At 38.3% G+C, this 13,362-nt stretch carries 14 protein-coding genes; 6 read left to right on the top strand and 8 right to left on the bottom strand.

Annotation, left to right across the window (positions count from 1 at the left end; all coding sequences use genetic code 11):
- Positions 1 to 43 precede the first annotated feature (43 nt).
- Both LC418_RS19060 and LC418_RS19055 read right to left on the bottom strand, forming a co-directional pair.
- Entirely contained in the window at positions 44 to 1,102 is a 1,059-nt protein-coding gene (locus LC418_RS19060; protein ID WP_223560303.1) for an NAD(P)-dependent alcohol dehydrogenase, read from the bottom strand.
- A 33-nt stretch (positions 1,103 to 1,135) separates the two neighbouring features.
- A complete protein-coding gene (locus LC418_RS19055; protein ID WP_223560302.1) occupies positions 1,136 to 1,540 on the bottom strand; it encodes a cupin domain-containing protein in 405 nt (134 codons plus the stop codon).
- Between the two features lie 133 nt (positions 1,541 to 1,673).
- Between LC418_RS19055 and LC418_RS19050 the strand changes: the two genes are divergently transcribed.
- The 3 genes from LC418_RS19050 to LC418_RS19040 all read left to right on the top strand — a co-directional run bounded on the left by LC418_RS19050 (position 1,674) and on the right by LC418_RS19040 (position 4,424).
- On the top strand, positions 1,674 to 2,576 hold the full coding sequence (locus tag LC418_RS19050) for a helix-turn-helix domain-containing protein (RefSeq protein ID WP_223560301.1): 903 nt from the start codon (positions 1,674 to 1,676) through the stop codon (positions 2,574 to 2,576).
- A 214-nt stretch (positions 2,577 to 2,790) separates the two neighbouring features.
- Positions 2,791 to 4,134, top strand: a complete 1,344-nt coding sequence (locus LC418_RS19045; protein WP_223560300.1) for a carboxylesterase family protein — start codon at positions 2,791 to 2,793, stop codon at positions 4,132 to 4,134.
- Positions 4,135 to 4,256: 122 nt separating this feature from the next.
- On the top strand, positions 4,257 to 4,424 hold the full coding sequence (locus LC418_RS19040) for a hypothetical protein (RefSeq protein WP_223560299.1): 168 nt from the start codon (positions 4,257 to 4,259) through the stop codon (positions 4,422 to 4,424).
- Positions 4,425 to 4,497: 73 nt separating this feature from the next.
- Here LC418_RS19040 and LC418_RS19035 read toward each other — a convergent pair whose 3' ends face one another.
- From LC418_RS19035 to lpxK, 6 genes are all read right to left on the bottom strand, one after another.
- Positions 4,498 to 5,970: an alpha-amylase gene (locus LC418_RS19035; protein ID WP_223560298.1), complete on the bottom strand. Its 1,473-nt coding sequence runs from the start codon at positions 5,968 to 5,970 to the stop codon at positions 4,498 to 4,500.
- A 45-nt stretch (positions 5,971 to 6,015) separates the two neighbouring features.
- Positions 6,016 to 7,110, bottom strand: a complete 1,095-nt coding sequence (dinB, locus tag LC418_RS19030; protein ID WP_111955323.1) for a DNA polymerase IV — start codon at positions 7,108 to 7,110, stop codon at positions 6,016 to 6,018.
- Between the two features lie 43 nt (positions 7,111 to 7,153).
- Positions 7,154 to 7,609 (bottom strand): GNAT family N-acetyltransferase, encoded by a 456-nt coding sequence (locus tag LC418_RS19025; RefSeq protein WP_111955321.1) that lies wholly within the window; start codon positions 7,607 to 7,609, stop codon positions 7,154 to 7,156.
- Positions 7,609 to 8,124 (bottom strand): TlpA family protein disulfide reductase, encoded by a 516-nt coding sequence (locus LC418_RS19020; protein ID WP_223560297.1) that lies wholly within the window; start codon positions 8,122 to 8,124, stop codon positions 7,609 to 7,611. Before LC418_RS19020 ends, LC418_RS19025 begins: the two co-directional genes overlap by 1 nt.
- Before the next feature lie 103 nt (positions 8,125 to 8,227).
- On the bottom strand, positions 8,228 to 9,043 hold the full coding sequence (locus tag LC418_RS19015) for a purine-nucleoside phosphorylase (RefSeq protein WP_223560296.1): 816 nt from the start codon (positions 9,041 to 9,043) through the stop codon (positions 8,228 to 8,230).
- Positions 9,027 to 10,052, bottom strand: coding sequence for a tetraacyldisaccharide 4'-kinase (lpxK, locus tag LC418_RS19010; RefSeq protein WP_223560295.1), 1,026 nt, complete (start codon positions 10,050 to 10,052; stop codon positions 9,027 to 9,029). Before lpxK ends, LC418_RS19015 begins: the two co-directional genes overlap by 17 nt.
- A gap of 88 nt (positions 10,053 to 10,140) precedes the next feature.
- Between lpxK and truA the strand changes: the two genes are divergently transcribed.
- From truA to LC418_RS18995, 3 genes are all read left to right on the top strand, one after another.
- Positions 10,141 to 10,896 (top strand): tRNA pseudouridine(38-40) synthase TruA, encoded by a 756-nt coding sequence (truA, locus tag LC418_RS19005; RefSeq protein WP_223560294.1) that lies wholly within the window; start codon positions 10,141 to 10,143, stop codon positions 10,894 to 10,896.
- Between the two features lie 156 nt (positions 10,897 to 11,052).
- Positions 11,053 to 11,394, top strand: coding sequence for a hypothetical protein (locus LC418_RS19000; RefSeq protein WP_111955309.1), 342 nt, complete (start codon positions 11,053 to 11,055; stop codon positions 11,392 to 11,394).
- 175 nt (positions 11,395 to 11,569) lie between these two features.
- Positions 11,570 to 13,330, top strand: coding sequence for an ABC transporter ATP-binding protein (locus tag LC418_RS18995; RefSeq protein ID WP_223560293.1), 1,761 nt, complete (start codon positions 11,570 to 11,572; stop codon positions 13,328 to 13,330).
- The last annotated feature ends 32 nt before the right edge of the window (positions 13,331 to 13,362 follow it).

The following is a 13,362-nucleotide window of genomic DNA, read 5'->3' as shown; positions in this document are numbered from 1 at the left end:
AGACCCTTCAGCGAAGAGTCTTTTTTTATTTTGAATCTTGAAATTATGACAAAGACTTCATATCAATAACGAAACGGTATTTCACATCACTTTTGATCATTCTTTCATATGCCTGATTGATATCCTGAATTTTGATCAGCTCAATATCTGATACAATATTATGTTTTCCACAGAAATCCAGTAATTCCTGAGTTTCAGCTATACCACCGATTAATGAACCTGCAACAGAACGGCGTTGGAAGATCATAGGTCTTGTACTCACTTCAGTTTCCTGAAATTCACCTACAAATCCTACAAGAACCAAAGTCCCGTTCAGAGTAAGCGTTTGCATATAAGGATTGATATCGTGCTCATAAGGAACTGTATCGATGATCAGATCAAACTTTCCTTTTACTGTATCCATCTGCGAATCATCAGTAGAAATTACAACATGATCAGCTCCCAGCTGCTTGGCATCATCCGTTTTTCCCGGAGTTCTTGAGAATAAAGTCACTTCTGCACCTAATCCTTTTGCTAATTTAATGGCCATATGTCCTAGTCCGCCTAATCCAACAACCGCCACTTTAGAGTTCGGTCCAACATTCCAGTGTCTCAATGGAGACCAGGTGGTAATACCTGCACATAAAAGGGGTGCTACGGCAGCCAGGTCCAAATTTTCAGGTACGCTTAAAACAAAATGTTCGTCTACCACTACTTTCTGAGAATATCCGCCAAAAGTATGGCCCCCCAAATGTTTGTCTTTTCCGTTATAGGTTCCTGTGAATCCATTTAAGCAGTATTGCTCCAGATCTTCTTTACAGCTGTTGCAGTGTCCGCATGAATCTACCATGCATCCCACAGCAGCCAGGTCGCCAACTTTAAATTTAGAAACTTCACTTCCCACATTAGTAATTCTTCCGACAATTTCATGTCCCGGAACTACAGGATACAAAGATCCGCCCCAGTCGTTTCTTGCCGTATGAAGATCAGAATGACAAACCCCGCAGTATAGGATTTCAATCTCTACATCTTTAGGTGTTGTTTCCCTTCTCTCAATAGTCATTTCTTTCAGGTCTGCCGTAGTAGACTCGGCCCCATAGGCTTTTACTGTGATTGTACTCATTGGTTTATTTAATTTAAGTTATATTAAGTTCAGTTATAAATTATTGTATTCGTCATCACTTACAGGTTCCAGCCACTCCACAATACCGTTTTGAGTATTGGGATTAATGGCAATATGCGTGAACTCACTGTCTGCAGACGCACCATGCCAGTGGATAATACCAGGAAGAATATTGACTACATCTCCAGGATGTAAAACCTGTGCAGGCTTTCCTTTTTCCTGATAAAAACCTGTTCCTGAAGTTACAATTAAAATCTGGCCGCCACCGTGAGAATGCCAGTTATTTCTGCATCCGGGTTCAAAAATAACATTTCCGATCTGGCAGTTCAGATCATCTACATTAGGTTTTAAAATCTGAACCCATGCGGTTCCTCCAGAAAAATAAGCTTCCGGCGCTTTTTCTCCTTTCGGGAAGATATTTGTATTAAATGTTTCCATAACAGTACAAAAGTCGACACTTTTAAGTAAACATAACTTATACAGATTACCGGAATACTTACCAATTTTACAGGCACCATAAAAAGGTCCGCAGGAAAGTGGTAATTTTGAATAAGCTTAAAAAAGATAGTCAATGGAAGATCAGGAAGTTGAAAAAGTAAACAGTATTTCAGATTACAATAAAATGGTAAATCATGAAACGCTGCATCCGCTGGTAAGTGTGGTAGATTTTGCAAAATCCGATCCTATATGCCAGTACAAAAGAACCTATACTTTTTACACCGTTTTTCTGAAAGATGTAATCTGTGGTGATATGCATTACGGAAAGCACAGCTATGATTATCAGGAAGGTACGCTGGTTTTTATTGCTCCGGGACAGGTGAGCGGAGTTACAAACGATGGGAAATCTATACAGCCGGGCGGATATGCATTGCTGTTTCACCCGGACCTTATCAAAGGAACCAATCTTGGCAAGAATATCACAGATTATAGCTTCTTTTCCTATGACGTGCACGAAGCTCTGCATCTTTCAGAAAAAGAAAGGGAAATTGTTCTTGAATGTTTTAAAAATATAAAACTTGAGCTCGAACAGTCTATCGATAAGCACAGCAAATCGTTAATCGTCAACAATATTGAGTTGTTTTTAAATTACTGTATGCGGTTCTATGATCGTCAGTTTATCACAAGAGACCATGTCAATCAGGGTGTTATCGGGAAATTTGAAAATCTGGTGGATGATTATTTTAAATCGGATAATCCTAAAAATATTGGCTTCCCGATGGTCAATTACTTTGCAGAAAAGCTGAACCTATCTGCTAATTACTTCGGTGACCTGATCAAAAAAGAATTGGGGGTTTCCGCGCAGGAATTTATCCATAATAAGCTGATCGAGGTAGCCAAAGAACAGATACTGAATCCATCAAAATCAATCAGTGAGATTTCTTATGATCTTGGATTTAAATATCCACAGCATTTTACAAGATTATTCAAAGCTAAAGTTGGTGTTTCTCCCAGTGAATACAAAACATTGAACTGATCATTTTAAACGCAAGTAACACTAATACTTCATTACAATTTTTTACTTTGAATTGTTTGTGGAAATTAGCGTTTAAAATTAGTACCCTTTTTAAACTATTTTATAGATTAACTGTATAAGTCGGCGTTTTTTAACGTTAAAATCAATGGAAAGTTTTCTCATTTCAAAAAACTGAATTAATTTTAATAGGATAAAATTTTTCAAAGTTTTTAAAATGACCGTTGAGCAGACCACAACCCACATTTTTCAGACTTCTTTCGGGAAAGTTATTGCATTAAAGAACAACGGTGTTATCAGAGCCAGAAGCATCCGGTATGCCCGTTCTGAAAGATTTCAAAAACCTGTTGCAGAGCAGCCTTCACCTTCAGAAATTATTTTCCCGGATAAGACTCCCGTTTGTCCGCAGGCCATTAGTCCGTTAGTAGAAAAAATGATTGGCCCTACTCATATTGAAAACTTTGCTCCTGATGAATCTACACAGTATCTTTCAGTCTTCCGTCCCGGCAGCATTACAGATAGTGAAAAGCTTCCTGTTGTAGTCTGGATCCATGGAGGTTCCCATGAAATAGGATGTGGTGATCTTCCTACCTCTGACCCCAGTGACTGGGTGCGGGAACAGCAGATTATTGTTGTTACCGTTTCCTACAGACTCGGGCTTTTCGGATTTCTGGGAGGTGATGAAAGGCCGCCTAATTTGGGGCTGTTCGATATCATAGAAGCATTAAAATGGATCAATGCCTACATTTCAGAATTTGGAGGGGATCCTGAAAATATTACTCTTTTAGGTCAATCTTCAGGTGGTGATGCTATTGCCCATCTTATGATTTCCGAAGGGGTAGAGGGCCTGTTTCAAAGAGTGATTATTCAGAGCGCCCCATTGGGATTACGTTATAAAAGACAAAAAATGTCCGCCGAATTTCTAAAGAAAACCGAAGGACTGAAATACGAAACAGATGTTTTTAAAATGATGGATGAATACAGGAAACATGTGCCGTCCGTCATTAAATATGGCTTGAAGGCTGCTATGCCTTTCGGTATTCAGTATGGATTTCCGCCCTTATGCAAAGAAGAGGAATCTATAGAGAAATGGAAGGCAAACGCACGGAAGTACGATGTCCTGATTGGTCTGAATAATGATGAAACCGCATTTTACCTTAAAACTTCCGATGCTTTAAATAAATATTTCGGGAAAGGTTTTGGATTGAGGGTTTTGGATAAAGCCGTTGAAAAGACGACTGAACTTATTTATGGGACTCCGGCAAAGGTCTTTGCGGAAAACTATGCAAAGGCAGGGGGGAACGTTTATTTATTTAGAATTCATTCCAGACCAGAAAACAGCCCTATCGGGGCTCCGCACTGTATTGATCTTCCGCTGATTTTCGGAAATGAACAGGCTTGGAAATCCTCTGAAATGGTAAAAGATATTCCATGGAAGTACATTGACGAGAATGGCAAAAAACTCAGAGCGCTCTGGGCAGAATTTGCAAGAAGCAGTCATATTTCTGACGATTCGGAAAGGCCGGAAATCTTAAAAATCAGGAAATTAAATTTTAAGTAATTGGAAGGAAAGTGCAATGGAGTATTTAGCTTATGAAATAGATAGTCTTTTGGTGATTCGTATTTGGCATATTATGATGTTTTAAGTATATTAGGCTAACCAAACCAAAAAATCTATTAATTATGAAAACAAAACTTTTTGCTAACGTACGAAAACTTGACAGAAGTGAACTTAAGAATCTAAAAGGAGAAGGGATCATCCGGAACGGTGTATGCTGTACCTCCAACGAGGATGGCTATTGCTGCGAATGGGCCATTAATATACAGAATTGCCGGTATATCTACTGCTAATCATTTTGTCAGTAAAACTAATAAGGCATACATTACTGTAGGTTATGTATGCCTTTTATATAGATTGCAAAGCCTACTCAGAGACCCATACACTTACATTTCCTGCAGGAACCGGGAAATCTCCCCATCCATTTTCATCAATGATTACCGTTTCCTCAGATCTTTTAAGTAAATCTTTGAAACTTTTGCCTGCATACTGTTTTCCCATTTCCATAGGTTTGCTGTAGGCATCTTTATTGCTGAGAACTACGGCACATCCGGAATGTTCACCATCACCTTCACGTGTCCAGCCCAGACAGTTGGTATCTTCAAAATAATCCTTCTGTGTTCCGTACGCATGTTCCTTTCTTGCTATCAGAAGCTCTTCTATACCATCCACTTTCGGCAGGAAAATCTCATGGCTATTACCATCTCTGCCTGTATCAACGTAATGGGCGCCATAAAGATCGGGATAAAAAACACAGGGATATCCATTCTCGCGAAGCAGAATTAACGCATAAGCTATCGGCTTGAACCATGATTGTACCGGAGCTTCAAGATCCTGAAGAGGCTGTGTGTCATGATTATCCACAAGGCTTACAGAGTGCATAGGATCTGCCTCGGTAAGAGTTTGGTCAAAAATCCTGCGGAGATCATAGGAGCTGCCTTCACTAGATGCAGTATGGAAATTATTCTGCAGCGAGCTGTCAAAAAGGCTCATGCATCCTTCCGTTACCTCAATATATTTCTGCAGAAGATTAAGCTGTCCCGGGGCCCAATATTCTCCGACTGCAAAAATGTTTTTTCCGGAATTGGAGCGGAGCATGGTCAGCCATTCCTTATAAAAATCAAATGAAATATGTTTTAAAGCATCCAGTCTTACTCCGTCAAAATCGGTCAGGTTGAAATACCATTCTGCCCAGCCGTTGAGCTCCTCACGCACAAAAGGATTCCGGTGCTCGATGTCGTTGTACATCAGGTAATCGTAATTCCCTTTCTCATCATCTATCATCTCTTCCCAGTCGTTTCCGTATTCAGACTGTATTTTAAAGATATGGGAATCCATACCTTCGGCATAATCCACACCGCTGAAACAAGTGAAGTTCCATTCAAAATCAGAATATTTTTTATTTCTTCCGGGAAATGTGAATTTAGTGTAAGATTCTATCTCAATAACTTCGGAAATAACCTTTTCCCTGTTGTTTTCGTCTACCTTTACGGCTTTAAATTTTTCCAGCTCATCCCCGCCGGCTTTATGCCCCAGTACAATATCTACAATTACCTCTATATTTTGTTTTTTTAAAGCTTTAATAGCTTTGATATAATCATTCCTGGTGCCATATTTGGTTGGTGTGCTTCCTTTCTGATCAAACTCTCCGAGGTCATACAGGTCATAAGCATCATATCCTACAGAATAACCTCCGTTTGTTCCTTTATAGGCAGGGGGGAACCATACTGAAGTAATTCCTAACTTCGCCAGATATGCGGCCTGCTTTTCTGCTTCTTTCCATAATTTTCCATTCCCTTCCGAGTACCAGTGGAAAAATTGAATCATTGTCGGGTTCATAGGCTGTAATTTGGTTATTACAAGGTAGTGAAATTTTTTTACCTGTTAATTCTCAAATTCTTCAAACGGAATTTTTAGTTGAATAGAAACCTGTTTTTTTTCCTCGGTGTTGAGGTGGGAGAGAGATAACCCCAGCAATCTTACAGGCTTATCAAACGGCCTTAGTTCCCAAAGTTTTTTCCCGGTGCTGAAATACTGTTCAGGAGAAGTGAAATACTCTTCTTTTGTAAAGCTTCTTGTAAAAAGCGAGAAATCTTTATACTTGATCTTTAAAGTTAAGGCTCTTCCCAGAATATTATTCTTTTGCAGTCTCTGGTGAAGTTCCTGGCTTAGATGTTCCAGTTTTTCATTAATCGATTGGTCATCAAAAAGATCTTCAAAAAAAGTTCTCTCCACGGCAACACTTTTCTGGATCCGGTGTGGCTTTACCTCAGAATGGTGAATGCCACGTACTGCATTGTAATAGTACGTTCCGGATTTTCCAAAAAGCCTTACCAATTCTTCCAGAGTTTTTTTCTTTAAATCTTTTCCTTTGTAAATTCCCAGGCTGAACATTTTGTTGGCGGTTACTTTACCTACACCGTAAAATTTTTCAACCGGAAGTTTCTCAAGAAAATCTTCAATTCTATCGGGATGAATGGTTTTCTGGCCGTTCGGTTTATTGATGTCAGAGGCTACTTTTGCAAGAAATTTATTTACAGAAATTCCTGCAGAAGCTGTCAGTCCCGTTTGCTCAAATATTTTCTGGCGGATCTCTCTGGCAATCTGATTGGCAGATTCTATATCTTTTTTATTTTCAGTGACATCAAGATATGCTTCGTCCAGTGATAAAGGTTCTACCAGATCGGTATATTCATGGAATATTTCGCGGATCTGTCGTGATATTTCTTTGTAACGTGCAAAGCGTGGAGGCACAAAAATAATATGAGGGCATTTTTCTTTAGCTGTTTTGCTGGGCATTGCAGAACGGACTCCGTATTTTCTTGCCTCATAACTTGCTGCTGCAACCACACCCCGGTGCTCTCCTCCTACAGCAATAGGCTTCCCTTTAAGTGAGGGATTGTCATGCTGTTCCACAGAAGCATAAAATGCATCCATATCGACATGAATAATCTTACGGGTGGGAAAAGAAGAATCCATACCGCAAAGATATGGATTCATTTATTTTTGAATTGAGTTCTGATTATATTTTCATCCTCATCGTAGTGAGTAATGACTGGAACCCTGCTTTTTCATAGGCTTTTACAGCGGATTCATTTTGGGAATAAACATCGAGCCTGACCTCTGAAATATCTTTAGACTTTGCCCAACTCATTAGTTCATCAAGAATTAATTTGTTGACTCCTTTTCCTCTGTGTTCGGGTTTTACATACATAAAGCCCAGATAAGCATAGCGGTCGAAATTATAATAATTGGCATCCGGTTTTTTAATCCTTGCATATCCAGATGCTACGATTTCATCATTTTCTTCAGCTACGAGTACAAATGCATCTTCAGCCTGTATCAGTTTAAGCAGATCATAATAATGAATTTCTCCATCAATAAGAGTACTGTTGAATGGCCTTTCTGCGGTAACGATTCCCTGTTCAAATTCAAAAAGGACTTTCAGATCCTGTTCTGTGGCTTCTCTTGTGATCATTATTGTAAAAGACGGTTAATGGTTTCCTGTATTTCCGGATCTTCAGGCGAAATAGCGTAATATTTCGCGATAGACGATTTCTGGTCTATGACCATATATCTAGGGATCCAGTTCAGATCAATATAATTGTTAAAATCATTTTTCCAGCCTGAAGCAAACCAGTAATTATCCTTATCTTTCATATTGAACCTGTCGAGGCTTTTGTCAAAACCTTCTTTTGATCTTTCCAGGGAAAGGAATACGAAATCTACATTCGGATTGTTTTTTTCAAGCTCTTCAGCTTTTGGAAGTGCTTTTAAGCAGTCTCTACACCATCCGGCCCAGAAATCAATCACTAAAACTTTTCCTTTATGTTCATCAAGGATCTGCTGAATAGTAATATTTTTTCCTTCCTCATCTTCCAGCTTCTGTATTAAAGCTTCTTTGGAGAAAGAGGTTTTAAGCACTTTCGGTTGCTGCTGTGCATAGCTTAACCCGAAAACACCGATCATAAAAATGAATGCTAACTTTTTCATTCTTTCAATTTCATTTATACAAATCTAAGCAATGAAACGTAATTGGAGATTGATTTCTTATGAATTAGGAAAAATTTATGAGATTGAAAATTTCTATAAAGATCTATTGATAGTCTTTGATCACGCCTTTTACCACAGCGATCACATTCGGCATGGCTTTATTGGCGGCATTCAGAACTTCTTCGTGAGAAACGGCAAAGGCAATATCCGGTCCGCCAAGGTCTGTAATTACGGAAATGCAGAAAACATCCATTCCCATATGTCTGGCAACAATTACTTCCGGAACAGTGCTCATTCCTACCATATCACCACCGATGGCTTTGATCATGCCATATTCTGCAGGAGTTTCAAAAGTTGGTCCCTGTAGTGCTACGTATACTCCCTGGTGGATTTTAATATTGTTTTCGGCGGCAGCTTTTTCGGCAGCTTCTATCATTTTTTTGTTATAAGGTTCGCTCATATCCACGAAACGCGGTCCGAACGATTCAATATTTTTACCACGAAGCGGATGTTCAGGCATCATATTGATATGGTCTTTTAAAATAACGATATCGGCAACTTTGTAAGCGGGATTTACACCGCCACAGGCATTGGAGAGGATGAGGTTTTTAACACCTAACAGATGGAAAACCCTTATCGGGAAAGTTACAGTCTCCATGGAATGGCCTTCATAATAATGAAAACGGCCGCTCATCATCAGAACCTTTTTGCCATTAAGAATTCCGTAAATTAATTTTCCTCCGTGCCCAACAACAGTGGTCTGAGGAAAATTGGGAATCTCAGGATATTCCAAAATATGGAGGGCTTCCACTTCATCCTGCAGTTTTCCCAGTCCGGATCCCAAAACAATAGCAAAATCGGGGATTTCTTTGATTGTACTTTTGATAAAATCGGCGGTCTGCTTAATTTTTTCTAACATAATCTAAGATGATTTGGTTGAATTCTTCCTTTTTATCAATGATAACATTAATAGGCCAGTAGTAAACAATGTCTCTAAGATAGTCAAAAGTTTTCAGACGTACATAATCTTTCTCCGTGGTCAGGATCAGCTTGTATTCGCCTAATTTTTTATATTCTGCAGTGATATTTTTGATGTCGTCATCCGTAAAATTATGATGGTCTCTGAATTTTAAATGTTTAACCCGCTGCGAAAATTTAGCCAGATGCTCCAGAAGCGGCTTGGGGTTAGCAATTCCTGTAATCAGAAGGATGTCATAATAGTTCAGGTTATTATCCGGAAGCATTTTATCTTTTCCGTACACATTTTCGTCATAACCAATGGATGAAAAGAATACCTTTTGGTTATAAGAAGGTCTGATCCTTGAAATATAATAGCGTTTGGTTTCTTCAGTAAGTTCATCAGGACATTTGCTGACCATGATGATGTCTGCTCTTTTGGCTCCGTTTCTGGATTCTCTTAAATCTCCGGCCGGAAGCAGATGGTCTTTAAAGTAAGGATCGTTAAAATCTGTCATCAGGATATTGAATCCTGCTTTGATGGCTCTATGCTGCATGGCATCGTCCAGAACAAGAACGTCGAGATCCATATCTCCAATTACCTTTTTGGCTCCGGGAACTCGTTCTTCTGAAACTGCGATGACGAATCGGTTTTTGAAACGTTCAAAAAGCTGCATGGCTTCATCACCTACAATTTTATAGTTGCTTTCATAATTCGTCACTTCATAGCCTTTCGTCAGTCTGCCATAACCGCGTGAAAGAACCCCTGTTCTGTAGTGTTTGGACAGGTATTGGGCAAGATACATCACCATAGGCGATTTCCCGCTTCCGCCCACAGAAAGATTACCGACATTGATTATCGGAGTTTTGAATTTTGTCGCCTTAAAAACGCCCAGATCATACATTGTGTTTCGGATACCCGTTACCAAATGATAACCGAGGGAAAAAGGATAAAGGTACCATCTTTTCATACGTCTGCAAAAATAGGAATTTTCATAAGGATTTTAAGTAATATTCTCAAAGACTTTTCAACAAATATTTCATTAAATTAAAGTATTTTTGTTGAGTTATTATACTACATTGAGATACTTTATTGAATTTTCTTACAACGGAAAAAATTATTTCGGTTATCAGATACAACCGGATGCCGTTTCTGTACAGGAGGAACTGGAAAAAGCACTTTCCACGATATTAAGAGAAGAAGTCAAAACGACAGGTGCCGGAAGGACAGATACAGGTGTTCATGCTAAAAAAATATTTGCCCATTTTGATACGGAACAACCTGTGGATGAAATGAATCTTCCTTATAAATTAAACAGTTTCTTACCTCCCGATATTTCTATAAAGCGGATTTTTAAGGTTAAAGATGATTTTCATGCCCGTTTTGATGCTACGTACAGAACCTACGAATATTATATTTCCCTGGCGAAAAATCCTTTTACCCAGGAATCGGCATGGCAGCACTGGAAAAGGCAGCTTGATATCCATAAAATGAATGAAGCCTGTAAAATTTTATTTGAATATGAGGATTTTACAAGCTTTGCCAAATTAAAAACCGATAATAAAACCAATATCTGCAAAATCTATAAGGCAGAATGGGAACAGGAAGGAACCGAACTTAAGTTTACGGTTTCAGCTAATCGTTTTCTCAGAAATATGGTCCGTGCCATTGTGGGAACTATGGTAGAAATTGGAAGCGGTAAAATAAAACCCGAAGACCTGCGTAAAATTATTGAAGATAAAAACCGTAATGCTGCCGGAACTTCAGCTCCGGGCCATGGATTATTCCTTGTAGATGTAGGATACGAATTTTAATCCAGTGACAAAATTTCAGTGATTTTACGGATGTTCTTTTGTTTTACAGTATTGAAAAAAAAGTTATTTTAGCAATCAGTAACTATTCTGTGAAAATTATTGCATTATTTTCATAAAATAGGACAGTCTGAATGTTAAATATATAAAACACAAATTATGTTATCAATTTTTATTCTTATCGGAGCTTACAGGTATTATGCACAGCTTGCTGAAAAGTTCGGGAAAACAAAATGGCATTATGGCCTTTTAGCCATTGGAGTGTATTTTGGAACCCAGCTGCTCTTTGGTTTTTCTTATGGGGTTTATAAAGGACTTACAGACCCTGACGCTGTAGATAATATGAACTATACAGGTTTCTCCCTGATCAATATGATTAGCTGGATCATTTCAATTGCAGTCGTATATGGGGTTTATCAGCTTCTCGAAAGGAAGTTTGTGAAAGAGCATGTGAATAAACCTTCTCTGGAAATTGAAAAGATTGGGGATAAGAATTTATAATGGGTTTATTAAAGTATTTCAGAAGTACTTAAGATAAGATCCGGCTTAATATATTCATATTGTAAATAACCTTTATCTGAAATTTTCTATGACGATTTGATCAACTTCTAAAGGCTGTCAAATTTTAAAGTCTTATTTTTGCATAGAATTTTAAATTCTTTCTTCAACTCGTACAATGAAAAAACAAGATACCTGGGGAATTGTTAAGAGGCTGTTCTTTATAGGAATGAAATTCCGGTCCTGGTTCATCCTTACTTTAATTATTTCTGTCCTACTGTCCGTAGTTTCTACCTACAGGCCTTATCTTACCATGGAGGTGGTCGATAATGATATCACTAAACTGAAGGATAATGCCTTGATGATGAAGCATATCTATATTCTGGTAGGTTTGGTCTTTGCAGAAACTATTTTAAACTTTTTCTTAGTTTACTTTTCAAATTTTATTTCGCAGAATGTTATCCGTGATATTCGCGAAAGACTTTATGCAAAGCTGATCTATTTCAGGACATCATTTTTTGATAAAACACCTATCGGTCAGCTTGTGACCCGTGCTGTAGGTGATGTAGAGACTATTGCTACAGTGTATACGGACGGTTTTCTTATGGTTTTCGGGGATATTCTCAGAATTGCATTTGTCCTGATCATGATGTTCAATACCAATGTGCATCTGAGCTATATCACATTGGCAATCCTGCCTTTAATGGTTATGATTACCAGATTTTTCCAGAAAAGATTGAAAAAAGCATTTGGAGATGAAAGAACGTGGACGGCCAATCAGAATTCTTTTGTTCAGGAAAGACTGGCTGGAATGTCAATTATTCAGGTCTTCAACAGACAGGATGCAGAATTTAAAAAATTCGATGATATTAATATTACCCTGAAAAGTGCCTTACTGAGAACAGTATTCATCTTCTCATTATTTTTTCCGGTTGTAGAGCTTATATCTTCTTTATTTATCGGATTTATCCTGTTTTATGGCGGTTATATCACAATCAGTGCAGGAGTTGTTATTGCATTTATCCAGTATATTTCCATGCTGATCCGCCCGTTGAGGCAGATTGCAGACCGTTTCAATAATATCCAGAGAGGTATTGTAGGGGCAGAAAGGGTATTGGGTGTCATGGATGAAGATTATGCCATGCCGAATACAGGAACCGTAAAGAAGGATCATTTTGACGGCAAAATTGAATTTGAGAATGTACATTTTGCTTATGATGAGAAACAGGAAGTATTGAAAGGAATTAATTTTAAAGTAAATCCGGGAGAGACCGTTGCTATTGTAGGAGCGACCGGTGCTGGAAAATCTACCATTATCAGTCTTATCACAAGGCTTTATGATATTAATTCCGGGAAGATTATAATTGATGATGTGGATGTAAAAGACTATGAGCTTTATAACTTGAGAAGTCATATCGGAGTTGTTCTTCAGGATGTATTTCTTTTTCACGGGAGCATTTTCGAAAACCTTGCGTTTGGAGATGAAAGCATTACTTTAGAAAAAATAAAAGCCGGAGCAAAAGAAATTGAAGTAGATCAGTTTATCGAGCAGCTTCCGGGCGGATATGATTTTGTGGTAAGTGAAAGAGGTTCTTCTATTTCCTTAGGTCAGAGGCAGCTCTTATCCTTCCTGAGAGCTTATTTATCAGACCCTAAAATCCTTATTCTGGATGAAGCTACTTCTTCTATAGACCATGAAAGTGAAAAGCTGATCCAAAGAGCAACAGAAAAAATTACCAGGAACAGAACTTCTATCATTATTGCCCACAGGCTTTCTACCATTGAAAAGGCAGACAAAATTATTGTCATGGAGCATGGTAAAATTGTAGAAGAAGGAAAGCATCTGGAACTTCTTGACCGTAACGGATATTACTCAACACTTTACAAAGCCCAATTGAGACATGAAGTAGAACTGGAAGAAGAAAAGCAAAAATCATAGATTAACCTTATTTTATAAAACTTAAAAAGAGA

The sequence above is a fragment of the Chryseobacterium lathyri genome (genome assembly GCF_019970085.1).
Lineage (GTDB): Bacteria > Bacteroidota > Bacteroidia > Flavobacteriales > Weeksellaceae > Chryseobacterium > Chryseobacterium lathyri.
This window is presented reverse-complemented; position numbering and strand designations above follow the sequence as displayed.

Coding starts and splice junctions, on each gene's coding strand:
- LC418_RS19060 (WP_223560303.1), bottom strand. CDS start 1,102: ATGAGTACAATCACAGTAAAAGCCTATGGGGCCGAGTCTACTACGGCA.
- LC418_RS19020 (WP_223560297.1), bottom strand. CDS start 8,124: ATGAAAAAGTTAGCATTCATTTTTATGATCGGTGTTTTCGGGTTAAGC.
- LC418_RS19035 (WP_223560298.1), bottom strand. CDS start 5,970: ATGAACCCGACAATGATTCAATTTTTCCACTGGTACTCGGAAGGGAAT.
- LC418_RS19055 (WP_223560302.1), bottom strand. CDS start 1,540: ATGGAAACATTTAATACAAATATCTTCCCGAAAGGAGAAAAAGCGCCG.
- LC418_RS19040 (WP_223560299.1), top strand. CDS start 4,257: ATGAAAACAAAACTTTTTGCTAACGTACGAAAACTTGACAGAAGTGAA.
- LC418_RS19015 (WP_223560296.1), bottom strand. CDS start 9,043: ATGTTAGAAAAAATTAAGCAGACCGCCGATTTTATCAAAAGTACAATC.
- LC418_RS19050 (WP_223560301.1), top strand. CDS start 1,674: ATGGAAGATCAGGAAGTTGAAAAAGTAAACAGTATTTCAGATTACAAT.
- lpxK (WP_223560295.1), bottom strand. CDS start 10,052: ATGAAAAGATGGTACCTTTATCCTTTTTCCCTCGGTTATCATTTGGTA.
- LC418_RS18995 (WP_223560293.1), top strand. CDS start 11,570: ATGAAAAAACAAGATACCTGGGGAATTGTTAAGAGGCTGTTCTTTATA.
- LC418_RS19045 (WP_223560300.1), top strand. CDS start 2,791: ATGACCGTTGAGCAGACCACAACCCACATTTTTCAGACTTCTTTCGGG.
- LC418_RS19025 (WP_111955321.1), bottom strand. CDS start 7,609: ATGATCACAAGAGAAGCCACAGAACAGGATCTGAAAGTCCTTTTTGAA.
- dinB (WP_111955323.1), bottom strand. CDS start 7,110: ATGGATTCTTCTTTTCCCACCCGTAAGATTATTCATGTCGATATGGAT.
- LC418_RS19000 (WP_111955309.1), top strand. CDS start 11,053: ATGTTATCAATTTTTATTCTTATCGGAGCTTACAGGTATTATGCACAG.